27 protein-coding genes are annotated in these 24,494 nt (G+C 45.6%); all 27 read left to right on the forward strand.

The window, feature by feature from the left end; translation table 11 throughout:
• Nucleotides 1-28: 28 nt before the first annotated feature.
• Nucleotides 29-439: a flagellar motor switch protein FliN gene (gene fliN, locus ATB74_RS20540; protein ID WP_004739851.1), complete on the forward strand. Its 411-nt coding sequence runs from the start codon at nt 29-31 to the stop codon at nt 437-439.
• The gene (gene fliO, locus ATB74_RS20545; protein ID WP_061019572.1) at nt 439-849 is read left to right on the forward strand and encodes a flagellar biosynthetic protein FliO; all 411 of its coding nucleotides are present in this window, start codon (nt 439-441) and stop codon (nt 847-849) included. Before fliN ends, fliO begins: the two co-directional genes overlap by 1 nt.
• A complete protein-coding gene (gene fliP / locus ATB74_RS20550; protein ID WP_179946930.1) occupies nt 836-1,765 on the forward strand; it encodes a flagellar type III secretion system pore protein FliP in 930 nt (309 codons plus the stop codon). Before fliO ends, fliP begins: the two co-directional genes overlap by 14 nt.
• 11 nt (nt 1,766-1,776) lie before the next feature.
• Nucleotides 1,777-2,046, forward strand: a complete 270-nt coding sequence (fliQ, locus tag ATB74_RS20555) for a flagellar biosynthesis protein FliQ (protein ID WP_029235191.1) — start codon at nt 1,777-1,779, stop codon at nt 2,044-2,046.
• Nucleotides 2,047-2,052: 6 nt separating this feature from the next.
• Nucleotides 2,053-2,835 (forward strand): flagellar biosynthetic protein FliR, encoded by a 783-nt coding sequence (gene fliR, locus ATB74_RS20560; protein WP_017060672.1) that lies wholly within the window; start codon nt 2,053-2,055, stop codon nt 2,833-2,835.
• A 9-nt stretch (nt 2,836-2,844) separates the two neighbouring features.
• Nucleotides 2,845-3,975, forward strand: a complete 1,131-nt coding sequence (gene flhB / locus ATB74_RS20565; protein WP_048661512.1) for a flagellar biosynthesis protein FlhB — start codon at nt 2,845-2,847, stop codon at nt 3,973-3,975.
• A gap of 212 nt (nt 3,976-4,187) precedes the next feature.
• Nucleotides 4,188-6,287: a flagellar biosynthesis protein FlhA gene (gene flhA, locus ATB74_RS20570; RefSeq protein WP_060983685.1), complete on the forward strand. Its 2,100-nt coding sequence runs from the start codon at nt 4,188-4,190 to the stop codon at nt 6,285-6,287.
• A 27-nt stretch (nt 6,288-6,314) separates the two neighbouring features.
• Nucleotides 6,315-7,877, forward strand: coding sequence for a flagellar biosynthesis protein FlhF (flhF, locus tag ATB74_RS20575; RefSeq protein ID WP_061019573.1), 1,563 nt, complete (start codon nt 6,315-6,317; stop codon nt 7,875-7,877).
• A 13-nt stretch (nt 7,878-7,890) separates the two neighbouring features.
• Complete coding sequence (locus ATB74_RS20580) at nt 7,891-8,778, forward strand: MinD/ParA family protein (RefSeq protein WP_048661509.1); 888 nt, start codon at nt 7,891-7,893, stop codon at nt 8,776-8,778.
• Complete coding sequence (locus ATB74_RS20585; protein WP_017060667.1) at nt 8,771-9,505, forward strand: RNA polymerase sigma factor FliA; 735 nt, start codon at nt 8,771-8,773, stop codon at nt 9,503-9,505. The genes ATB74_RS20580 and ATB74_RS20585 overlap by 8 nt, the downstream gene beginning before the upstream one ends.
• A 42-nt stretch (nt 9,506-9,547) precedes the next feature.
• Complete coding sequence (cheY, locus tag ATB74_RS20590; protein WP_016767062.1) at nt 9,548-9,916, forward strand: chemotaxis response regulator CheY; 369 nt, start codon at nt 9,548-9,550, stop codon at nt 9,914-9,916.
• Between the two features lie 105 nt (nt 9,917-10,021).
• Nucleotides 10,022-10,753: a protein phosphatase CheZ gene (locus ATB74_RS20595; RefSeq protein ID WP_060983683.1), complete on the forward strand. Its 732-nt coding sequence runs from the start codon at nt 10,022-10,024 to the stop codon at nt 10,751-10,753.
• Nucleotides 10,754-10,762: 9 nt separating this feature from the next.
• Nucleotides 10,763-12,943 (forward strand): chemotaxis protein CheA, encoded by a 2,181-nt coding sequence (locus ATB74_RS20600; protein ID WP_061019574.1) that lies wholly within the window; start codon nt 10,763-10,765, stop codon nt 12,941-12,943.
• A 13-nt stretch (nt 12,944-12,956) separates the two neighbouring features.
• A complete protein-coding gene (locus tag ATB74_RS20605) occupies nt 12,957-14,081 on the forward strand; it encodes a protein-glutamate methylesterase/protein-glutamine glutaminase (RefSeq protein WP_061019575.1) in 1,125 nt (374 codons plus the stop codon).
• Nucleotides 14,082-14,091: 10 nt separating this feature from the next.
• Nucleotides 14,092-14,874 carry a ParA family protein gene (locus tag ATB74_RS20610; protein ID WP_017064111.1) on the forward strand — a complete coding sequence of 261 codons (783 nt, stop codon included), beginning with the start codon at nt 14,092-14,094 and terminating at the stop codon, nt 14,872-14,874.
• Nucleotides 14,861-16,003 carry a chemotaxis protein CheW gene (locus ATB74_RS20615; protein WP_061019576.1) on the forward strand — a complete coding sequence of 381 codons (1,143 nt, stop codon included), beginning with the start codon at nt 14,861-14,863 and terminating at the stop codon, nt 16,001-16,003. Before ATB74_RS20610 ends, ATB74_RS20615 begins: the two co-directional genes overlap by 14 nt.
• A 70-nt stretch (nt 16,004-16,073) precedes the next feature.
• The gene (locus tag ATB74_RS20620) at nt 16,074-16,568 is read left to right on the forward strand and encodes a chemotaxis protein CheW (RefSeq protein ID WP_017064109.1); all 495 of its coding nucleotides are present in this window, start codon (nt 16,074-16,076) and stop codon (nt 16,566-16,568) included.
• Complete coding sequence (locus ATB74_RS20625; protein WP_061019577.1) at nt 16,568-17,080, forward strand: DUF2802 domain-containing protein; 513 nt, start codon at nt 16,568-16,570, stop codon at nt 17,078-17,080. Before ATB74_RS20620 ends, ATB74_RS20625 begins: the two co-directional genes overlap by 1 nt.
• 278 nt (nt 17,081-17,358) lie before the next feature.
• Entirely contained in the window at nt 17,359-17,976 is a 618-nt protein-coding gene (gene ccmA, locus ATB74_RS20630) for a cytochrome c biogenesis heme-transporting ATPase CcmA (protein WP_061019620.1), read from the forward strand.
• A gap of 1 nt (nt 17,977) precedes the next feature.
• Nucleotides 17,978-18,646, forward strand: coding sequence for a heme exporter protein CcmB (gene ccmB / locus ATB74_RS20635; protein WP_060983678.1), 669 nt, complete (start codon nt 17,978-17,980; stop codon nt 18,644-18,646).
• A 167-nt stretch (nt 18,647-18,813) separates the two neighbouring features.
• Nucleotides 18,814-19,554 carry a heme ABC transporter permease gene (locus ATB74_RS20640; protein WP_060983677.1) on the forward strand — a complete coding sequence of 247 codons (741 nt, stop codon included), beginning with the start codon at nt 18,814-18,816 and terminating at the stop codon, nt 19,552-19,554.
• 14 nt (nt 19,555-19,568) lie between these two features.
• Nucleotides 19,569-19,775 carry a heme exporter protein CcmD gene (gene ccmD / locus ATB74_RS20645; protein WP_060983676.1) on the forward strand — a complete coding sequence of 69 codons (207 nt, stop codon included), beginning with the start codon at nt 19,569-19,571 and terminating at the stop codon, nt 19,773-19,775.
• Entirely contained in the window at nt 19,772-20,254 is a 483-nt protein-coding gene (gene ccmE / locus ATB74_RS20650) for a cytochrome c maturation protein CcmE (protein ID WP_061019578.1), read from the forward strand. Before ccmD ends, ccmE begins: the two co-directional genes overlap by 4 nt.
• Nucleotides 20,251-22,221, forward strand: a complete 1,971-nt coding sequence (locus tag ATB74_RS20655) for a heme lyase CcmF/NrfE family subunit (protein ID WP_061019579.1) — start codon at nt 20,251-20,253, stop codon at nt 22,219-22,221. Before ccmE ends, ATB74_RS20655 begins: the two co-directional genes overlap by 4 nt.
• A 5-nt stretch (nt 22,222-22,226) precedes the next feature.
• Entirely contained in the window at nt 22,227-22,778 is a 552-nt protein-coding gene (locus tag ATB74_RS20660; RefSeq protein ID WP_061019580.1) for a DsbE family thiol:disulfide interchange protein, read from the forward strand.
• A complete protein-coding gene (locus tag ATB74_RS20665; protein WP_060983672.1) occupies nt 22,775-23,263 on the forward strand; it encodes a cytochrome c-type biogenesis protein in 489 nt (162 codons plus the stop codon). The genes ATB74_RS20660 and ATB74_RS20665 overlap by 4 nt, the downstream gene beginning before the upstream one ends.
• The gene (gene ccmI / locus ATB74_RS20670) at nt 23,263-24,483 is read left to right on the forward strand and encodes a c-type cytochrome biogenesis protein CcmI (protein WP_061019581.1); all 1,221 of its coding nucleotides are present in this window, start codon (nt 23,263-23,265) and stop codon (nt 24,481-24,483) included. The genes ATB74_RS20665 and ccmI overlap by 1 nt, the downstream gene beginning before the upstream one ends.
• Nucleotides 24,484-24,494 lie beyond the last annotated feature (11 nt).

The raw sequence follows: 24,494 nt of genomic DNA on the forward strand, positions 1-24,494 counted from the left end.
AAAATAGATAAAAGTATAGGAATTGGTAATGGAACCTAGTGAAGATCAAAAGCTAGCAGACGAGTGGGCTGCGGCACTTGGTGAAGATCCTTCAGCACCGTCAATTGATGTTGATGACGTGCTTGCGGCACCACTTGATGAGCTAACCGATTCATCGTCTCCGATTTCTGAAGATGAGCGTCGTAAACTGGATACCATCATGGATATCCCCGTGACTATCTCAATGGAAGTTGGCCGCTCTCAGATCAGTATCCGTAATTTACTTCAGTTGAACCAAGGTTCGGTTGTTGAGTTAGATAGAATTGCTGGTGAGTCACTGGATGTGATGGTAAACGGTACCTTGATTGCTCATGGTGAAGTGGTTGTGGTGAACGACAAGTTTGGTATTCGTTTGACTGACGTTATTAGCCAGACAGAACGAATTAAGAAGCTGCGTTAATGAGCTTTCTGTCTCCAAGATTGGCTAGGCTAGTTATAGGGGGAGCTTTGTTATCTTCTCCTTCTATTGCCTTTGCTGCAACGCCGCCATCTCTCGATTTAGCGACCACTTTTGGGTCGCTAATTTTCGTTATAGCCTTCATCTTATTTATTGCTTGGCTACTCAAGCGCATGCAAGTGCCTGCAATGTCGAATCAGCAAGGCTTGGCGATTGTTAGGCAAATTCCTGTAGGTACTAAAGAACGCATCGCTATTGTTCAAGCTGGTGATGAGCAGTTCTTAGTCGGGATTACCACGCAATCTATCCAGCTAATTTCTAAGCTCGATAAACCTCTTACTCAGGAGATGCTGGAAAAAAGTACATTTTCAAGTCAGCTTTCCCAGCTAATAAAAAAAGATGCAAACAAGTAACGGACTTTTGAACTCATCTTACGTTTGCCAAAACGGAGCTTTCCGAATGGTTAAAGTGTTGTTGGTTCAGCTCACTCTCCTCTGCTCACTCGTATTCAGTATGTCGGTATTTGCACAGGCTGAAGATGGCACCGTCATTCCTGCGAATACCGCTGGCTCAGAGTCGGTAACCATCAGCACGATGGAACAAGACCAAGCCAAATCGCAAACCATGACCACGGGTAGCTTAACCGGCAATGGTGGTGGCATACCTGCCTTTACCATGACAACCAATGCTAATGGTGGTGAAGATTACTCGATAAACCTACAGATCTTGGCTCTAATGACCATGCTTGGCTTCTTGCCGGCGATGGTGATTTTGATGACCTCGTTCACCCGTATTGTGGTGGTGATGTCTATCTTGCGTCAGGCAATGGGTCTACAACAAACACCGTCTAACCAAGTGATTATTGGTATCGCGATATTCTTGACCTTCTTCATCATGTCGCCAGTGATTAACCAAGTTAACGAACAAGCAGTTCAGCCTTATCTCAATGAACAGATATCGGCACGACAGGCATTCGATGTTGCCCAAGAACCGATTAAGTCCTTCATGCTTAAACAGACTCGAATCAAAGATCTAGAAACCTTTGTTGAGATCTCTGGTGCGGAAGTGACCAACCCTGAAGATGTTTCAATGGCGGTTCTGATTCCAGCATTTATCACGTCAGAATTGAAAACGGCTTTCCAGATAGGCTTTATGTTGTTCTTGCCGTTCCTAATCATCGACTTGGTAGTGGCATCGGTATTAATGGCTATGGGTATGATGATGTTGTCACCAATGATTGTATCGCTGCCGTTTAAGTTGATGCTGTTTGTTCTTGTTGATGGTTGGAACTTGATACTCTCCACTCTCGCGGGCAGTTTTGCCTTGTAGCCGGGGGAATAATGAATCCTGAAATATTCGTAGAGTTGTTCCGAGATGCCCTTTGGATGGTACTCATCATGGTTTGCGCCATTATCATCCCGAGCCTGCTGATCGGTTTAGTCGTCGCTGTTTTCCAAGCTGCGACCTCTATCAACGAACAAACACTGAGCTTCTTGCCTCGTTTGATTGTGACTTTGTTGGCGTTGATGCTATTTGCACACTGGATGACTCAGATGATGATGGAGTTCTTTTTTGAACTCATCGAACGCTTGCCGCAAGTTCTGTATTAAATCGATATGGAATACCCGACGAGCCTTGTACTAGAGTGGTTAGCCAATTATTTTTGGCCATATACTCGTATCTCAGCGATGCTGATGGTGATGACGGTAACGGGCGCGCGCTTTGTGTCGCCGCGTATTCGTCTGTATTTAGGTTTGGCTATCACCTTTGCCGTGATGCCCGCAATTCCTGCTGTTCCCAAAGAGATCGAACTTCTGTCCTTTCAAGGCTTCCTGACTGTCTTTGAACAGATCGTGATTGGTGTTGCCATGGGCTTTGTTACTCAGTTTATGATTCAGACCTTCGTTATGCTCGGTCAGATCTTAGGTATGCAATCTAGCTTGGGCTTCGCTTCAATGGTTGACCCTGCTAACGGGCAAAACACGCCAGTACTTGGTCAGTTGTTCATGTTGCTTGCGACCATGTTTTTTTTGGCGACCGATGGTCACTTGAAAATGCTGCAGCTGGTGGTGTTCAGTTTTAAGACTTTGCCGATTGGCAGTGGCTCTTTGACTTCTGTTGATTTTCGAGAGCTCGCGTTGTGGCTTGGTATCATGTTCAAAACGGCATTGGCGATGTCCTTGTCGGGCATTATCGCACTGTTAACGATTAACCTTTCTTTTGGTGTAATGACGCGTGCTGCACCTCAGTTAAATATCTTTTCTTTGGGTTTTGCATTTGCGCTACTCGTGGGTCTGTTACTTTGTTGGTACATCCTTGGCGGCTTGTATAGTCACTATGAGCTATTCTGGATGCAAGGCGAACAACAGATATGTCGTCTAATCCGGTTAGATTGCTAGGAGACTGAAATGGCAGAGTCAGACGGTCAAGAACGCACAGAAGACGCCACGCCCAAACGCTTGCAACAGGCCAAAGAGAAAGGGCAGGTTGCAAGGTCAAAAGAGCTAGCTTCAGCGTCGGTACTGATAGTTGGTGCGATTGCATTAATGTGGTTTGGCGAATCGATGGCGAAGGCTTTGTTCGAGGCTATGCAACGTCTGTTTTCTCTGAGCCGCGACGAGATCTTTGACACCAACAAGCTCTTTGAAATCGCTGGTGGCGCACTGGTGAACTTACTGTTTCCACTGTTCTTAATTTTGATAACTTTGTTTGTTGCGGCTGTTATTGGTGCGGCAGGTGTTGGCGGGATTAACTTTTCGATGCAAGCTGCAATGCCAAAGGCGTCTAAGCTCAATCCACTCAGTGGTATCAAGCGTATGTTTGGCCTACAAAGCTGGGTTGAACTGCTGAAATCTATTTTGAAAGTGGCACTTGTATCAGGCATGGCTATTTATCTTATTCAGGCCTCTCAGCATGATTTAATGCAGCTGAGTATGGATGTGTATCCGCAGAATATCTTTCATGCTTTGGATATCTTGCTTAACTTCATTCTTTTAATCAGTTGCTCTTTGCTGATCGTGGTTGCCATTGATATCCCGTTCCAGATCTGGCAACACGCTGATCAGCTGAAAATGACCAAACAAGAAGTCAAAGACGAATTCAAAGATACCGAAGGTAAGCCGGAAGTAAAAGGCCGAATTCGTATGCTACAAAGGGAAGCGGCTCAGCGTCGTATGATGGCAGACGTCCCTCAAGCGGATGTGATTGTGACCAACCCAGAGCACTTTTCCGTGGCACTGCGTTATAAGCAGAATCAAGATAAAGCGCCGATTGTGGTTGCCAAAGGTGTCGACCACATGGCGATGAAAATCCGAGAGATTGCACGCGAAAACGATATCTATATTGTTCCGGCACCGCCATTGGCGAGGGCGCTTTATCACACCACTGAACTAGAACAACAAATTCCTGACGGTCTGTTTACGGCTGTTGCGCAGGTGCTTGCATATGTTTTCCAGCTTAAGCAGTACCGAAAACGAGGTGGTGAGAGACCAAAACTGCAAGATTCTAATATGCCGATCCCACCTGATTTACGTCATTAGATCAATTGCTTGAGCTCTGCGTGATGAACCCTGATAATAGTGAGCTAGCCAATCTTCCTTTTATTGAGGTGATGGCGATAATTTGACGTGAGATGTTGGTACAGTGTTTGCTGTAGTAAGCCTGAACATTATAAGCCCATAGCAAAACAGCCCTGACTAAGATCTAATCCACTTGTTCAGAGAGCTACAACATAGCGAAACTGTCTAGATTTATGAAATTCTCCCTGCCTTTTGCGGACAAGCTACCTAAAATCCCGAACCGTGCCATGCCTGCGGTTGGTGCACCTGTTATGGTACTTGCAACGCTTGCTATGGTGGTGTTGCCCATTCCAGCTTTCTTATTGGATATGTTCTTCACCTTTAACATTGCGCTGTCTATGGTTGTGCTATTGGTTTCGGTTTATACCCGCAGACCTTTAGACTTTGCTGCATTCCCGACCGTACTTCTGATTGCGACTCTGCTTCGATTAGCCTTGAACGTTGCTTCAACACGTGTGGTCTTGCTTCATGGTCATGAAGGTGGCGACGCAGCTGGTAACGTGATTGAAGCCTTTGGTAACGTGGTTATCGGTGGTAACTATGCCGTAGGTCTAGTGGTGTTCTTGATTCTGATGATCATTAACTTCATGGTTGTAACCAAAGGTGCAGGCCGTATCTCGGAAGTAAGCGCGCGTTTCACTTTGGACGCCTTACCGGGTAAACAGATGGCAATCGATGCCGACTTGAACGCAGGTTTGATCGACCAAGATCAGGCTCGTCTGAGACGTTTTGAAGTAACCAAAGAAGCCGACTTCTACGGTTCGATGGACGGTGCGTCTAAGTTTGTTAAAGGCGATGCGATCGCTGGTATCTTAATCTTATTCATCAATATCATTGGTGGCTTGAGCATTGGTATGGCTCAGTTTGACCTTGGTTTTGGTGAAGCAATTGAAATCTACACACTACTGACTATCGGTGATGGTCTGGTTGCACAAATTCCATCTCTATTACTGTCTATTGCAGCCGCGATGATGGTAACGCGTCAAAACACTGATGAAGACATGGGGCAGCAGCTCGTCTTCCAGATGTTCGACAATCCAAAAGCCTTGATGATCACCGCTGCAATCCTTGGCATCATGGGTATTGTTCCGGGTATGCCACATTTCTCGTTCTTGAGCCTTGCAGTTATTGCGGGTGCGGGTGCGTATTACATCGATAAAAAGAACAAGAAGAAGGCGGAAGAACCAAACCTTCCGGCGACCGTTGAAGCGAATGGAGAAGTAGGTTCTCAGAAAGAGCTTTCTTGGGATGATGTTCAACCTGTTGATATTATTGGCTTAGAAGTAGGTTACCGTTTAATTCCTTTGGTGGATAGAGACCAAGGGGGCGAACTTCTTGAACGTGTTAAAGGTGTGCGTAAGAAGCTGTCTCAAGACTTTGGTTTCTTGATCCCAGCGGTGCACATTCGCGATAACCTAGAACTGACACCAAACAGCTATCGAATCACCTTGATGGGTGTCGCGGTAGGTGAGGCTGAGATAAAACCAGACATGGAACTCGCGATTAACCCAGGTCAAGTCTACGGTATGATCGATGGTGAGCCGACGATTGACCCTGCCTTTGGCCTTGAAGCTGTATGGATACGTGAAGAGCAGCGTGAACATGCACAAGCTCTAGGTTATACCGTTGTCGATTCTTCTACAGTACTGGCGACACACCTTAGCCAACTGCTAACCAATAACGCATCACAGCTTATTGGTCACGAAGAAGTTCAGAATTTGCTTGAGATGCTCAGCCGCTCAACACCTAAGCTGGTGGAAGGTTTTGTACCGGATCAATTGCAGTTGGGTGTGGTCGTAAAAGTGCTACAGAACCTATTGAATGAAGCCATTCCAATTCGTGATATTCGAACCATAGTCCAAACTTTGTCGGAGTATTCTGGTAAGAGTCAAGAACCTGACATACTTACGGCGGCGGTTCGTATCTCATTGAAACGGCTAATTGTTCAGGAAATCAATGGTATAGAGCCAGAATTGCCAGTGATAACCTTGATTCCTGAGCTGGAACAAATCTTGCATCAAACCATGCAGGCATCCGGCGGAGAATCTGCTGGTATTGAACCTGGTTTAGCCGAACGTTTACAGACCTCCCTCAGCCACGCGACACAAGAGCAAGAGCTGAAAGGTGAGCCCGCGGTGCTACTGACCTCTGGTGTGTTACGTTCGACTCTGGCTAAGTTCGTGAAAAACACGATTCCAAGCTTGAGAGTTTTGTCTTACCAAGAGATACCGGACGAAAAGCAGATACGTATAGTACAAGCTGTTGGTAATTAAGCCGCCTAATTAGAACGGACGATCGAATTGAAAATTAAACGATTTTTTGCAAAAGATATGCGAACCGCGCTGCTCCAAGTTAAAGAAGAACTTGGCTCAGAAGCGGTGATCATGTCTAACAAAAAGGTCGCAGGTGGTGTGGAAATTGTTGCCGCTATTGATGGTGAATCCAGCCCGTCGACAGCAAGCCAGAGACTCAATAAACCTCAGCAGCCTGCGCAAAGCCAATATACACAAATGGCCGCGCCCCCGGTTCCTACAGGGCGTCGTCAATTAGACGATGACAAGGTTAGCCTGCAGTCGAACGCTGAAGGTGGTCGCTCAATGACCAAGCGCTTTGCGAATATGCTAAAGCAATACAGTCATGGCGCCGATGATGAGCCACAACATCGTGCTGAAAATGAAGATTCATTGTCAGCATTGCTCAATCGCCAATCAAGCACGGGTCATAAGCCTCATAGTCATCAGACTCAAAGTAATTTGCAGTCTCACGTCCATCAGCAATCACACGGTAAGCAACAGTCTCACGGTAACCTAGATTCTGCATTTGCTCGTGAAACAGGTTTATCCCAATTGATTGCCGAAGACCGCAGAGTAGAGCGTCCAGCACCTCGTTTGGATCCTACCCGTTATGATCGTGGTCGTGAGAATACGCATTCCAAAGGTTCAGATACTGAAATGGAAACGATGCGCGAAGAGATGACCTCAATTCGTCGTCTGTTAGAGCATCAAGTATCTGGATTAATGTGGCAAGAAGTTGAGCGTCGTGAACCGCTGAGAGCCATGCTTATCAAACGCCTTGAACGTATGGGTGTATCTGCAGAGCTTGCCGATCAAATGGCGTGTTACATTCCTGAAGATACCAAACCTGCACGTGCGTGGAAGGCGTTGTTAGCCTTGGTTGCTGACCAAATCTCCGTTACACAAAAAGATATTTTAAAACGCGGCGGTATTGTGGCTCTACTTGGCCCAACTGGCGTGGGTAAAACAACGACTGTTGCAAAGCTAGCTGCACGTGCTGCCATGGAATATGGCGCAGATAACGTCGCACTAGTGACAACTGACACATATCGTATAGGTGCACATGAGCAGTTATCGATCTATGGTCGAATTATGGGTTGTCCTGTAAGAGTTGCTAAAGATTCTAGTGAATTGGCCGATGTAATATATCAGTTACGTAATCGTCGCCTAATTCTGGTCGATACTGCAGGCATGGGACAACGAGATGTTCGCCTATCTGAGCAGTTAGACACATTGATGCAAGAGAGTGGTTCCGTTATCAATAGCTACCTTGTGTTGCCTGCAACCGCGCAACGCAAAGTGCTGCAAGAAACAATTGAACACTTTAGAAGAATCCCGTTGTCGGGATGCATCATGACTAAGCTGGATGAATCCCTAAGTCTAGGTGAATTCATCAGTGTCGTAATACAAAATGCATTACCAGTTGCTTACATTGCAAATGGTCAACGAGTTCCTGAAGATATCGTTATAGCTCAGCCAAAGTACATGATTGCTAAGGCCAATGAGTTATTAGAAAAATCTACAGAGAATGAACCTCATTACTGGAATAGCGATTCTGAAGGGCTCTAGGCGGCGGATAAATATGAATGAAAATATGATACATGATCAAGCTAGCGGCCTCCGTCGCTTAACCAAGCCTTCACTCACAAAAGTTATCGCTGTAACTGGTGGTAAGGGAGGCGTTGGTAAATCTAATGTGACGTTAGGTATGGCTATTTGCATGGCGCGCCAAGGCAAAAAAGTTATGGTGCTAGATGCCGACTTAGGCCTCGCTAACGTCGATATCATGCTGGGTATTCGTTCTAAACGAAACCTTGGACATGTGTTGGCAGGCGAATGTGAACTTAAGGATGCGATTGTCGAAGGGCCGCACGGAATTAAAATTATTCCTGCGACATCGGGCACACAAAGCATGACTGAACTTTCACACGCACAGCATGCAGGTTTGATTCGAGCTTTTGGTTCGCTTGAAGACGAGATGGACATCTTGTTAGTTGATACCGCAGCCGGTATTTCGGACATGGTGATCAGCTTTTCAAGAGCGGCGCAAGACGTGGTTGTTGTGGTATGTGATGAACCTACCTCAATCACGGATGCATATGCTTTGATTAAGCTTTTGAGCAGAGAACACCAAGTTCAGCGGTTCAAAGTTGTTGCAAATATGGTCAGAAGCTACCGTGAAGGCCGAGAATTATTTGCAAAGTTGACTTTGGTCACAGAGCGCTTCTTGAATGTGAGCCTCGAACTCGTAGCATGTATTCCTTTAGATGATAAAGTACGTCAATCAGTCAAGAGACAGAAAATCGTAGTCGATGCTTATCCTCGCTCTCCAGCGGCATTGGCAATCAGCTCTTTGGCTAATAAAGCATTGACCTGGCCAATACCAAAAACACCAAGTGGGCACTTGGAGTTCTTTGTTGAAAGGCTGCTGAATCGTACTGAATTTATAGAGGAACCATTTGGTGAATAAAGCGCTTACTTACGACCAACATGCTAATCACAATAGCCAACAGGCTTTTTTTGAGAAGTATTCTGTGTTGGTTAAACGTATCGCTCATCACTTGTTGGGGCGATTACCGCCTAATGTATTGGTTGATGACTTAATTCAAGCTGGCATGATCGGCTTGATTGAAGCGCAACAAAACTATGATGGTACCAAAGGCGCAAGCTTTGAGACGTATGCCGGTATTCGAATTCGCGGGGCAATGTTGGATGACATTCGCCGTGGGGACTGGGTACCGAGATCGGTTCATAAAAACAATCGAGAAATCAGCAGTGCAATCGCGGAGTTAGAGGGTATCCTCAACCGTGACCCGAGTGATGCCGAAGTGGCAAAACACATGGGACTCAGTTTAGAGCAGTATCACAGTGCTTTAACTGACATTAATTGTTCAAGACTGGTTGGAATTGAAGATTTAGGCGTCTCAGATGATGTAATATCTCCGAATGAAGACTCTCAAGATAATACGCCTTTTCAAGGGGTTGCTGATGAGTCATTCCGCCAAGCTTTGATCGATTCGATAAAACAACTTCCGGAAAGGGAAGGCCTTGTGCTTTCGCTTTATTACGACGAAGAACTCAATTTAAAAGAGATTGGGGAAGTGTTAGGTGTCAGCGAATCTCGTGTCAGCCAAATACTGAGCCAATCTATGCAGCGTTTACGCACTAAGTTAAGTGCTTGGACACAGAACGACTAACAACACTGATCCTATTCAGTGGAGGCTAATTTGAACAAAAACATGAAAATTCTCATTGTTGATGATTTTTCAACGATGCGCCGAATTGTTAAAAACCTACTTCGCGACTTAGGTTTCAACAACACTCAAGAAGCAGATGATGGCTTGACCGCGTTACCTATGCTGAAAAAAGGCGAATTTGATTTCGTGGTAACTGACTGGAACATGCCAGGTATGCAAGGGATTGACTTGCTTAAACACATTCGCGCAGACGCAGAACTTAAGCACCTTCCCGTGCTTATGATCACGGCAGAAGCGAAGCGTGAGCAGATCATCGAAGCAGCGCAAGCGGGTGTTAATGGTTACATTGTGAAGCCTTTCACTGCTGCAACGCTGAAAGAGAAACTTGATAAGATTTTTGATCGCTTATAAGCATCAATAAATTTAGGCATTTCTAGGTAGACATTGGCTGATAAGTTCTCTGTTTATCTCGATAGCCTAAGCGCACAAAGTATGCGGAGTAAGGCCGAATTCAGGATGATTTCATTAGAACAAGCAAAAAAATTAGTAGAGCTGCTTGAGAACGATGAGCAGCAGAATGCTGATTCTCTTGTTAGAAGCATTTATGAAGATAATTTTAGTCTTCAAGACAACCCAATGCTTCAAGAAATAGGAAGTCTGACTCGCGACCTCCATGACTCTTTGACTCAATTTAATTTCGATGAGCGCATCAGCGTTATCGCAAATGACGAAATCCCTGACGCAAGGGATCGCCTTCAGTATGTCATTGATAAAACGGAAGTTGCGGCAAATAAGACGATGGACGCTGTCGATCGCTGTATGCCAATTGCAGACAACCTACACGAGTGTTTACTTCAAGTAAGGCCTCAATGGAATGAACTGATGCATGGCCGCATTGAGCTGGCACAATTTAAAGCTTTATGTCACCGCATTGATGGATTGCTTGTCCAAGTAGAAGGCGACAGCACTGAACTACGCGGACAATTGACTGAAATCTTGATGGCTCAGGATTTCCAAGATTTAACTGGGCAGATAATTAGCAAAGTTATTACCTTGGTGAATGAGGTAGAAGGACGTTTGGTCGAGATTCTCACGGTATTCGGTGCGAATCAAATAGAGCCAACTCCAGAGTCAGAGAAGAAAGCATCGATTGCGCCTGAGGGTCCAATTATGAACCCAGAAGAGCGCGAAGACGCTGTTGCATCTCAGGATGAAGTCGACGATTTGTTATCCAGTCTTGGATTTTAAAGGTAACGTATGAGCTACGATTTAGACGAAGATATTCTTCAGGACTTTTTAGTCGAAGCAGGAGAGATCCTTGAACTTCTATCAGAGCAACTGGTAGAGCTTGAGAATAATCCTGACGACAAAGACCTATTAAATGCTATTTTCCGTGGTTTCCATACAGTAAAAGGTGGTGCTGGTTTCCTAGCATTAACTGAGCTGGTGGATACTTGTCATGGTGCCGAGAATGTGTTCGACATTCTACGAAACGGCCAACGCAGCGTAACATCAGGTTTGATGGATACTATGCTGCAGGCGTTAGATACTGTTAATACACAGTTTCAAGCCGTGCAAGATCAGGAACCTTTAGTGCCAGCAGACCAAGCTTTATTGGATGAACTTCACCGCCTCTGTAAGCCAGAATCAGCTGATGAAGTTGCACCAGTAGAAGCGTCAGCACCTGTTATCCCAGAGCCTATCGTTGTAGCCCCTGAACCGGTTGTCGAAAGTTCAAGTATCAGTGCCTCTTCAGTGGATGATATCTCTGAAGATGAGTTTGAGCGCCTGCTTGATGAACTTCACGGTAAAGGTGGTTCGCCAACAGCATCTTCTGTACCAACACCGCCGCCAGCACCTGTTACACCTCAGCCAGTTGCTGACAGCGGTGATATTACTGACGATGAATTTGAAAAGTTACTAGATGAACTGCATGGTGCGGGTAACAGCCCGACGGCTGCGAGTTCAACGCCTCCTCCACCGCCAGCGCCTCCTGCAGCACCTGTTTCGGCGATGTCTGAAGGCGATGATCTGATGACTGACGAAGAGTTCGAGAAGTTACTGGACCAGTTACACGGATCAGGTAATGGACCTTCGATTGAAGAACTGGATGCAGCGACTAAGCCTGCAGAAGTTAAGGCAGTTGCACCGCAAGCAACGCCTAAACCGCAACCAGCAGCACCAGTAGCCGTTAAAGCCGAGCCGAAACCGAGCGCTCCAGCAAAAGCTGAAGTTAAAGCGCCGGCTAAGAAGCAGCAAGCTGAAGCGACAGTTCGTGTTGATACATCAACACTGGATACCATCATGAACATGGTGGGTGAGCTGGTATTGGTGCGTAACCGACTTGTCAGCCTTGGCCTCAACAGCAACGACGAAGAAATGTCGAAAGCTGTCTCTAACTTAGATGTTGTTACTGCAGACCTACAAGGTGCGGTAATGAAGACTCGTATGCAGCCGATCAAGAAAGTATTTGGTCGCTTCCCACGAGTTGTCCGCGACCTTGCTCGTAGCTTGAAGAAAGACATCGTTCTTGAAATGCGTGGCGAAGAAACGGACCTTGATAAAAACTTAGTAGAAGCACTTGCTGATCCCCTGATTCACTTGGTGAGAAACTCTGTCGACCATGGTATCGAAATGCCAAACGACCGTGTTGCTGCGGGTAAATCACAAACGGGTAAAGTGATTCTGTCTGCCTCTCAAGAAGGTGACCACATTGAACTGGCTATCGTTGATGACGGTGGCGGTATGGATCCTGATAAGCTTCGTGCTATCGCGGTTAAACGTGGCCTGATGGATGAAGATGCAGCGTCTCGCTTATCAAATAAAGAGTGTTTCAACCTGATTTTTGCTCCTGGCTTCTCAAGCAAAGAGCAGATCTCGGATATCTCTGGTCGCGGTGTCGGTATGGACGTTGTGAAAACAGCGATCAACACACTGAACGGTTCTATTGATATTGATTCAGAAATGGGACAGGGCACCAAGATCACCATCAAGGTTCCACTAACCCTAGCGATTCTACCAACCTTAATGGTTGGTGTTGCGGGTCACCCATTTGCGTTGCCATTGGCATCGGTTAACGAGATCTTCCACCTAGATTTAAGCCGCACAAACGTGGTTGATGGTCAGCTGACGATCATCGTTCGCGATAAGTCTATTCCGTTGTTCTACTTGCAAAACTGGCTTGCACCTAAAGCGGGTATTGTTGAACTGCGTAAAGGGCATGGCCATGTTGTTATCGTACAACTTGGTAGCCAACGTGTTGGTTTTGTTGTCGATACGCTTATCGGTCAAGAAGAAGTCGTGATCAAGCCACTTGATAAGCTTCTGCAAGGCACGCCAGGAATGGCAGGCGCGACAATTACAAGTGACGGACATATTGCATTGATTCTAGATGTGCCGGACTTGTTGAAGCAGTACGCAGCTGCGTCAAGAATTTAATTTAAGGATAAATATGGCGATTAAAGTATTAGTCGTTGATGATTCGAGTTTTTTTCGTCGTCGCGTTAGCGAGATCATCAACTCAGAGGCTCGCCTAGAAGTCATTGATGTTGCAGTAAACGGTAAAGAAGCCGTTGAGAAAGCGAAACAGCTAAGACCTGACGTAATCACGATGGACATTGAAATGCCTGTCATGGACGGTATCACTGCCGTTCGTGAGATCATGGCCGCGTCTCCAACGCCTATTTTGATGTTTTCATCGTTAACGCATGATGGAGCGAGAGCAACGTTAGATGCGTTAGATGCAGGTGCTCTCGACTTCTTACCTAAGAAGTTTGAAGACATCGCTCGTAACCGTGATGATGCAGTTGCATTGCTTCAACAGCGTGTGATTCAGATTGCTGCAAAGCGTGCATTTATGCGTCGTGCTCCTATTGCGCCGAGAGCGACAGCAACGACTTCAACATCTACGCCATTGCGCCAACCGATTTCAACATCAGCTGCGACTTCGACAGCGAAGCCAGCAGTTGCATCAACGGCAAAATTCAGAGCGTCAGGTAAGAAGTATCAATTAACAGCAATTGGTACTTCGACTGGGGGGCCTGTTGCGCTACAGAAGATTTTGACTCGTATCCCTGCCAACTATCCACACCCAATTGTGTTAGTTCAGCATATGCCTGCAACATTCACCGCTGCTTTTGCTAGTCGATTGAACACCTTGTGTAAGATTGAAGTTCGTGAAGCGCAAGACGGTGATGTGTTAAAGCCTGGAGTGGCGTATCTTGCTCCAGGTGGTAAACAGATGATGGTTGATGGCCGAGCCGGGTCTGCACGTCTAAGAATTATCGATGGCGGCGACCGAATGAACTACAAGCCTTGTGTGGATGTCACATTTGGCTCTGCAGCGAAGATCTACGGCGACAAAGTGTTGTCTATGGTACTGACCGGTATGGGCGCAGATGGTCGAGAAGGTTCGCGCATGTTGAAAACTGCGGGCTCGACGATTTGGGCACAAGACGAAGATAGTTGTGTTGTATATGGTATGCCTCAAGCTGTAGCAAAAGCTGGCATTTCTACTGAAGACCTACCTCTGGACCGCATCGCGGAACGGATCTTGGTTGAAGTTGGGTTAGCTTAGGTAAATCGAGATGATTGTTTGGAGTGTTGCAAACCAAAAAGGTGGTGTTGGTAAAACGACCACGACCGTGACTCTAGCAGGTTTACTTGCGTTGAAGGGGCACCGTGTTCTGTTGGTTGATACTGACCCACATGCATCACTGACCACCTATCTGGGTTACGACTCAGATACGGTGGAATCGAGCCTGTTTGATCTGTTTCAGTTGCGTGAGTTTAACGCGCAGACAGTAAGACCTTTGCTTTTACAAACGGAAGTTGAAGGTATCGATATTATTCCTGCGCACATGTCTTTGGCGACATTAGACCGTGTAATGGGAAATCGAAGCGGCATGGGGTTGATCTTGAAGCGCGCTTTGGCCGCTTTGAAAGACGACTACGACTATGTGTTGATCGATTGTCCGCCAATTCTGGGTGTGATGATGGTGAATGCATTGGCTGCCAGTGATCGTATTTTGATTCCGGTACAGACGGAATTTTTGGCGATGAAGGGCTTAGAGCGCATGATTCGCACTTTGACCATCATGCAGAAGTCTCGCAAAACACCGTTTAAGGTGACGATTGTCCCGACCATGTACGACAAGCGAACCAAAGCCTCACTGCAAACATTAACGCAGCTCAAAGATGATTATCCGAACCAAGTTTGGACATCTGCTGTGCCGATAGATACTAAGTTTCGAGATGCAAGTCTAAAACGCTTGCCTGCATCTCATTTTGCATCGGGTAGCCGTGGTGTATTTGCTTATAAACAGTTGCTTATTTATCTCGAGAGGTTGGCGATAAATGAGCGTGAATAAAGAATCAACATTGGCGCAGCCAAGTCTCTCGAGTGAACAAGCACTGGATGACTACTTTACTGCGCTGTTAGGCGATGAAAGCTTTGAATCTGACGATTTTTTTGTTGACGAGTCTAGCGACGAATCACAATCTGAAGAGCCAGAGCCAGAGCCAGAGCCAGAGCCAGAGCCAGAGCCAGAGCCAGAGCCAGAGCCAGAGCCAGAGCCAGAGCCAGAGCCAGAGCGCCAATTTTCGAGTCACCACTCAAGCTACGCAGAAATACGCGCGGCTGAGTTTGAGGTTCCTAACCTTGAGGATGTTCAGAAGCTACTAAGTCGTTTAGAGGCGACCAATGTTGTTGATGAGCTGAATCTTGATGAATTGATGGATCAGAACACCCAGAAAATCGCCCAGCAAGCAGACATGCAAATGTTTGATGCTGCGGTTGAGTCTGTTCAAGTGTTTGAAGAGCCAGAGATTCAAGATTGGAATCTTCCAGAACCCGATTTATCAATTGCTGCAGAGCCACCTTTTGAAACGCAGCAAATTGAAGAGTTACAAGCTGAACCGCTGGAGACGGAACAAGTAGAAGTTAAGGCTGTTGAGTCTGAACTTGATGCTCCTGAGGTCGAGACAGTTATTGAACTTGAAACTCAAGCCGGAGGTGCTGACCAGTTTACCTCTTGGGAAAATACGGTTCGCACAGAAGACTTTCAAGTTTTGTATTTTGATGTAAACGGCGTGACCTTTGCGGTACCACTTGATGAGCTTGGCGGGATCCATCGCCTTGAAGAGTTAAGTCATATCATTGGTAAGCCAACTTGGTATTTAGGTTTACAAACCAACCGTGATAGTCAGCTAGATGTGGTCGACACCGCAAAATGGGTGATGTCTGAGAAACTATCAGGTGACGAATACAAAGAAAACTATCAATATATAGTGATGCTTGGAGAGAGCTTGTGGGGTCTTGCGGGCACAGAGCTAAAAGGCACCGAGCTACTTAATACAGATAAAGTACGTTGGCGAGAAATGGCAGGTAAACGCCCATGGCTCGCTGGTATGGTAAAAGAAAAAATGTGTGCTTTGATTCATGTTGAAGCATTAATCGCCATGCTAAACGCAGGGCTAGATGTAAAAGCATTAAGCTAGTACCAAGATTGGTACAACAAAAGCATCAAGTTAATAATAGTGGTCGGTAACGACGACAAGAGGATTATCTATGTCTCATATGAGTGAAGTTGAAGTAAGAAAAGAGCAAACCAATGATGAAGTACTTCAATGGGTGACATTCCAGCTAGAAGAAGAAACTTACGGTATCAACGTAATGCAAGTGCGTGAAGTACTGCGTTACAGCGAAATTGCTCCAGTACCGGGTGCTCCAGATTACGTTCTAGGTATTATTAACCTACGTGGTAACGTTGTTACTGTTATCGACACTCGTTCTCGCTTTGGCTTGATGCAAGGTGAAATCACAGATAACACTCGTATTATCGTTATTGAATCTGAGCGTCAAGTAATTGGCATTCTAGTCGATAGCGTTGCTGAAGTGGTTTACCTGCGTTCTTCTGAAATCGACACAACGCCAAGTGTTGGTACTGATGAAAGTGCTAAGTTCATTCAAGGTGTAAGTAACCGTGATGGCAAGCTGCTTATTCTAGTAGATTTAAACAAACTACTAAGCGAAGACGAATGGGATGAGATGGCTCACCTGTAATGTTTGAAGCGCTACCTTTAAGCCCTGTCGCTCTGATATCAGGTGTTGGGGTTTTTACGTTATTCATCGTGATTTTGATTTGCAAAGTAAAACGTGCGATTCAAAAGCAGCTCGATCAATCACGTCTGCAAGTTCGTAACTTGGACAAAGAGCTTCAAAAATCGAGTAAGCAATTACTTGAGGTCCGCTCTGTTGTGGTTGGCCTTGGCCAGAAAGTGACTGAACAGCAAGATCTGATAAAGCACTTGAATGAACGTATTGTTGAGTTGGAACATGCTGACACCGATGGACGCTTATATACGCGTGCAACAAAAATGGTTCAGCTTGGTGCCGGGATAAACGAACTGATCGAAGAGTGTGAATTACCTAAAGCGGAAGCTGAGCTAATGATGTCTCTACAGAATAAGCTCGCGGGTAAGGAAAAAATCCCTTCGTTGAGAAGTAACCCTTCATCGTACGATGATCAACCCGATGCCTCTCGCGATCGCAGAGACCCGCCTCGACGTCGTTAAATTGAGCGCTTACTGCGTATTGAGCAATTGATGTTTATCACGTACACCTCTTAAAAGAAGCTTCGGCTTCTTTTTTTATGCTTGCTATATCTATATAGAACGATGTTTATAAGTACTTGTATCTACGGCAATATCTAGTTTGTTGATGAAAATGTGTAAATTGTGATGCGGTGGTAACAGTTTCTTACGGACTTTGTCTTATCGAAAACGCCTAGTCCTGTTTTGTCACCATGTTGGTGTGCTACTATAGCCCTCTCATTACTCGACTAAATTTACCTATGCTAGAAGTCTCAAATTTAACTGCTATTCGTGACGACAGGGTTCTGTTTGAATCGTTGTCTTTTCAATTGAAACCTGGCGAGCTGGTTCAAGTTGAAGGTCGTAACGGTACTGGGAAAACGACACTCCTTAGGATTATCACCGGCCTAGGCGATCGTGATGAAGGTACTATTTGTTGGGATGGTGAGTCCATTGAAACGAGTCGAGATGTGTATCATCAAAATTTACTTTTTCTTGGTCATCAAACTGGCGTGAAGCGCGAGCTCAGTGCCTATGAGAACTTGAGTTTCTATCAATCGATTCACAGTGGTGGAACGAGCAAGGAAGAGCTTTACCATGCGTTGGCCCAGGTTGGCCTTGCTGGTAGGGAAGACGTGCCCGCGGGGCAACTTTCAGCTGGTCAACAGCGCCGTGTGGCGTTGGCTCGTCTTTGGTTGAGTAAACAAATATTGTGGATTCTAGATGAACCGTTGACTGCAATCGATAAGCAGGGCGTTAAAGTTTTAGAATCTCTTTTTTCTGAGCATGCAGATAACGGTGGCATTGTGTTACTAACCACACACCAAGATATGTTTGCTGATAGCCCGAAACTAAGAAAAATAAAGTTGGGTGAGTAATATGATCTCTTCAATGACAACGATCATTCGACGTGAGCTGCTGATCGCATTTCGTCGCCAAGCCGATATCTTTAACCCTCTGTGGTTTTTTATTATTGTCATCACCCTTTTTCCACTGAGTATTGGCCCTGAGCCGAACCTGCTTGCGCGCATCGCTGCGGGTATTGTTTGGGTTGCTGCTTTACTTTCTGCATTGCTCTCTTTGGAACGACTATTCCGAGATGATTTTCAAGATGGTGCCCTTGAGCAGATGATGCTGATGCCCATCCCGTTGCAGTTGGTAGTATTGTCCAAGGTCATAGCGCACTGGTTATTGACAGGGTTACCATTAATATTGATCAGTCCGTTGTTAGCGGTGCTGCTGTCCTTGAATTTCGATACTTGGTTATCGGTGGTCTTAACCTTGTTGGTTGGTACGCCTGCATTAAGTTTTATTGGTGCTATTGGTGTGGCTTTGACGGTTGGATTACAAAAAGGTGGCGTGCTGTTGAGTCTGCTTATTTTGCCGCTGTATATCCCAATTCTTATATTTGCTACATCAGCGATTGATGCGGCAGCACTAGGTGTTGCGTATAACGGACAACTAGCCGTGTTAGGGGCAATGCTAATGGGCGCAATGACGCTCACCCCATTTGCTATCAGTGCAGCACTAAGAGTGAGTGTTAACTAGCTATTAGAGTATTAACTAAGCACTCACCAACACTTTGATTGTTCAGAGTGAACTAATTGGAACTTTCAAACTCATAGAGTCACTGGAAGAGGCAGTAAGCCAAATAAATTATAATAATTATAGCTGTGATAGCTGTAAGCAATATGAAGTAAGAGTGAGATTACAACATGTGGAAATGGCTCCATCCCTATGCCAAAGCAGAAACTTCCTATCAGCTTGCTGGTAAACTTCTGCCATGGTTCTCTATCCTAGCGCTATTGTGTCTATCTGCCGGTACTGTGTGGGGGTTAGCATTTGCACCTTCTGATTACCAACAAGGTGATAGCTTCCGAATCATTTACATCCACGTACCTTCTGCGATTTGGTCTATGGGCGTGTACATGTCGATGGCGATTGCAGCGTTTATCGGCTTGGTATGGCAGGTAAGACTATCAGATATGGCCGCGTTGGCTATGGCACCTATCGGTGCGGTATTTACCTTCATCGCGCTGCTAACCGGTGCTGTTTGGGGTAAACCAATGTGGGGCGCTTGGTGGGTTTGGGATGCGCGTTTGACCTCAGAGCTGATTCTTCTATTCCTATATTTAGGTGTGATTGCACTACACCACGCGTTTGACGATCAAAAAACTGCAGCCAAAGCGGCAGGCATTTTGGCTATCGTTGGTGTCATCAACCTACCTATCATTCACTTTTCAGTAGAGTGGTGGAACACACTTCACCAGGGCGCGACGATCACTAAGTTCGATAAGCCTTCTATTTCAAGTGACATGTTATGGCCGCTTCTTCTTAACATTTTCGGCTTCGCCTTTTTCTTTGGTGCTGTGACTATGGTTCGCTTTAGAAACGAAATCATCAGTAAAGAGAGTCACCGTCCATGGGTTCGCAAGCTTGCGGCTGAAAAAGCGTAGTAGGGTAGGTAATTATGTATTTTGAATCTTTGAGTGATTTCTTTGCCATGGGAGGCTACGCCTCTTATGTTTGGAGTGCATTTGGAATCACATTCCTCGCGATGATCATTTTACTGGTGGTAAGTGTTCGTCGTGGTAAGCAATTACTAAATGAAGTACAAGCTAAGGTTGATCGTCAAGCTCGTATCGATGCAGCAAAAAATATGGAGAACACTCTATGAACCCAAGACGTAAAAAGAGGCTGGGCATTGTCTTAGCAATCTTTTTTGGTATCAGTGCGACTATTGGATTGATGGTTTATGCACTTAACCAGAACATGGATCTGTTCTACACACCAACTGAGCTGGTCAACGGCAAAGATGGTAAAAAACCTGAAGTTGGTCAACGCCTACGCATTGGTGGCATGGTTGTAGTCGGCTCTGTAAGCCGTGACAGCGAATCACTACGTGTAAGCTTCGATTTGGCGGATGTAGGCCCTAAAGTAACGATTTTATACGATGGCATCCTTCCTGATCTTTTCCGTGAAGGCCAAGGTATTGTTGCTCAGGGTGTCCTTAAAGATGCGACGACAATTGAAGCGTTCGAGGTGTTGGCAAAGCACGATGAAGAGTACATGCCTTCTGAAGTTGCAGAAGCAATGAAGAAGACTCATGAGCCTTTGCAATACACAACTGAACAAAAAGAAGGAAATGCTCAATGATAGCCGAGATCGGCCATTTTGCGATGATCCTGTCTTTGGGACTTGCATTGCTGCTAAGCGTGCTCCCATTGTACGGAGCCGCTCGAAATAACACATTATTGATGAACAGTGCACGACCGTTGTCGTGGGGCATGTTCGGATTCCTAGCGATTTCATTTTTTATCCTGTGTTACGCGTTCTACACCAATGATTTTACGATTCAATACGTAGCAAGCAATTCGAATAGCCAACTGCCTTGGTACTACCGAATTACGGCGGTTTGGGGCGCTCACGAAGGTTCATTACTGCTTTGGGTTCTTATCCAAGCAGGTTGGACGGTTGCAGTAGCGACGTTCAGCCGTGGTATGCCTCAAGAGTCTGTGGCTCGCGTATTGGCTATCATGGGGTTGATTACTGTCGGCTTCTTGCTGTTCATAATCGTAACGTCTAACCCGTTCTTACGTACATTGCCTTTCTTCCCTGTTGATGGCCGTGACTTGAACCCACTACTGCAAGACCCGGGTTTGATTATTCACCCGCCAATGCTTTACATGGGTTATGTAGGTTTCTCTGTTGCGTTCTCTTTCGCAATAGCTTCTCTAATGAGTGGTCGTTTAGATACGGCATGGGCTCGTTGGTCGCGTCCTTGGACAATCGCAGCTTGGCTATTCCTAACCGTAGGTATCGCACTAGGTTCATGGTGGGCTTACTATGAACTTGGCTGGGGTGGCTGGTGGTTCTGGGATCCTGTAGAAAACGCTTCATTCATGCCTTGGTTGGCAGGTACTGCATTGATGCATTCACTTGCGGTGACAGAAAAGCGTGGCACATTTAAAGCTTGGACAGTATTGCTGGCTATCTCGGCATTCTCGCTAAGCTTACTAGGTACGTTCTTAGTTCGTTCGGGCATATTGGTATCGGTTCACGCGTTCGCGTCAGATCCAGCTCGTGGTATGTTTATTCTAGGTTTCCTAGTCTTCGTTATCGGTGGTTCACTGCTGTTGTTCGCTGTTAAAGGCGCATCGGTTCGTGTCCGTGGTAACTTTGATTTAGTTTCCCGTGAAAACGCGCTATTAGGCAATAATATCCTATTGATTGCTGCATTAGTGGTTGTATTAGTGGGTACATTGTTACCGTTAGTTCATAAGCAGTTAGGTCTGGGCTCTGTGTCAATCGGTGCACCATTCTTTGATATGTTGTTCTTCTGGTTGATGATCCCGTTCTCGTTCCTATTGGGTATCGGTCCTCTGATCCGCTGGAAACGTGACAACCTATCTAAACTAGTTAAACCTATGCTGATTTCGGGTGCATTGTCACTTGGTTTGAGTGTGCTTATGGTTGCTCTACTGGCTGACCGCTTCAGTGGTACTGCGTTTACTGGTTGGGTAATGGCGTTCTGGATCATCTTCATGCACGGCTTTGAGCTTCATGAGCGTGCGACTCACCGTCACACATTCTTGACAGGTTTAACTAAACTGCCTCGTAGTCACTGGGCTATGGTGTGTGGTCACATTGGTTTAGCCGTGACTGTGATTGGTATTGCGATGGTACAAAACTACAGCATTGAGCGTGATGTACGTTTAGCTCCAGGTGAGCATTACCAACTTGAAGAATATAACTTCCTATTCACAGGTGTTCGTGACAAGGATGGCCCTAATTACGATGGTTACATTGCTGACTTTGAAATCACAAAAGAAGGCAAATACATCAACACGCTTCACGCTGAAAAACGTTTCTATACCACAGCTAAGTCTATGATGACAGAAGCAGCGATTGACCGTGGCGTAACGCGCGACCTTTACATCGCAATGGGTGAACGTTTAGACGACAATAAGTCTTGGGCTGTACGTATCTACTACAAACCATTTGTACGTTGGATCTGGGCAGGTTCTTTGATCATGTCTATTGGTGGCGTAATTGCAATCAGTGACCGTCGTTACCGTTTCCGTAAGCCAACAAAAAAGTCGGCTGAAGAGCAGGAGGCTTAATTCGAATGAACAAGAAGATTTTATTCATTCCATTGATTGCTTTTATGATTCTAGCTGGAGTCTTTGCAACTCAATTGGTTCGTAATCAGTCGGGTGATGACCCGACTAAACTTGAATCGGTATTGATTGGTAAGCCTGTACCTGAGTTCGGTCTAGAAGACTTAGAACAACCAGGTAAGTTTCATGATCAAGCGATCTTCAAAGGCGAACCTCTGCTGCTTAATGTGTGGGCTACTTGGTGTCCTACCTGTTATGCCGAGCACTCTTACCTGAATAAATTGGCCGCTCAAGGCGTTAAGATCATTGGTATGAACTACAAAGATGATCGCAATAAAGCGGTCGGTTGGCTAAAAGAACTAGGTAACCCGTACTTAATCAGCTTATTTGACGGTGATGGCATGCTAGGCCTAGATCTTGGCGTGTATGGCGCTCCTGAGACTTTCTTAATTGATGCTAACGGTGTGGTTCGTTACCGCCATGTTGGTGACGTGAATCCAACCAACTGGGCATCGACGCTTGAGCCGATGTATCAAGAGTTGTTGGAGGAATCGAAATGATTAAAAAGGCACTGATTACTCTATTTGCCACTTTCGCAATCTCGGCAACTGTTTCTGCTGCGCCTATTGAGTTTCATGAATTTGATACCGTAGATCAAGAACAGCAGTTTAAAGAGCTGAGCAATACGCTGCGCTGTCCTAAATGTCAGAACAACACGATTGGTGATTCGAACGCAGAACTGGCGGTCGATTTACGTCAAAAAGTGTACGAGATGACAAAAGACGGTAAGTCGAAGCAAGACATTATTGATTACATGATTGCTCGTTACGGTAACTTTGTTACTTACAATCCACCACTAACACTAGCAACGTCGATCCTTTGGGTTGGTCCATTTGCGGTAGTCGTGTTTGGTTTCGGTTTGATCATTTTACGAAGCAGAAAGTCAAAGTCGAAAGCAGTAGAGTCAGATAAAGACTGGGATGCAGACAAAGAAGCTCGCTTAAAAGCGTTACTCGATGAAGAGAACGACGGAGATAAGAAGTAATGACTCTATTTTGGATTTCTACCATTATCCTTTCGCTAGCGGCAATTTTCTTAATTGTTCTGCCCTTCATTAATAAGAAGGCGAACAATGACGAAATGCTTCGCGACGAGTTGAATAAAGCATTCTATAAGGACCGTCTAGTTGAGCTAGAAGTAGAAGCAGAAGAAGGCCTTGTTGATAACCAACAAGAACTGATCGCTGATTTGAAACAGTCTCTACTTGATGATGTACCTGCGCAGCAAGAGATGAAGAAGACTCAAATCTCAACGTTGGGTGTTGTAGTTCCATCGATTATCCTTGTCGTAGTTGTGACATACGGTATGTACTTTAAGTTTGGTGCGTTGGAAAAAGTTCAGCACTGGCAAGAGGTGAGTTCAAACCTTCCTGAGTTGTCTAAAAAGCTAATGTCATCGGAAGGCGGTGCATTAACTGATGATGAGCTAGAAGATTTGACTCTGGCGCTTCGTACTCGTCTGCACTACCAACCAGAAGACTCTACAGGCTGGTTGCTATTAGGTCGTATTGCGCTAGCTAACCGTGATGCTGAAACAGCAAAAGATTCAATGGAAAGAGCTTACAAGCTTGAACCTAAAAACGAAGATGTCCAGTTAGGCTTTGCACAAGCATTGATGCTTTCACCTGATGAAGCTGATCAGAACCAAGCACGCTTGATTTTGAGCCGTTTGATTCAAAACGATTACGTTGACCTTCGTGTGTTCTCACTGTTAGCGTTCGATGCGTTTGAGCGTCAAGACTACCCAGGTGCTGTGAAGTACTGGAGCATCATGCAACAGATGATTGGTCCACAAGATAGCCGTTACGAAATGCTTTCTCGCAGCATTGAAAGCGCTCAGAAAAAAATGGGCGACGTTATGGGTGTTGACCAAGGTAAGAGTGTTGCAGTAACACTTGAGCTGTCTGGTGATGTTAATGCTGATCCTAACTCAGTGTTGATCGTGTCTGTACACAGAGCTGATGGTTCGCCAATGCCTATCGCAGCCGCTCGTTACCTACTAGGGACTTTTCCTCGTACAGTTGTGCTTGATGATGGTAACAGCATGATGGAAGGACAGAAGCTGTCGAGTCTTGAAACTCTGATGGTTAGAGCTAGGCTTGATACAGATGGCAACGTTTCAACTCGCGAAGGTGATTGGTACGGTGAAAGTGAAGTGGTTGAGCTGGGTGCTCCAGTCACTATTGATATCAATAAGCAATATTAATCATCATTTTG

Origin of the sequence: Vibrio splendidus, from assembly GCF_001557875.1 — a bacterium.
Classification (GTDB): domain Bacteria; phylum Pseudomonadota; class Gammaproteobacteria; order Enterobacterales; family Vibrionaceae; genus Vibrio; species Vibrio splendidus_F.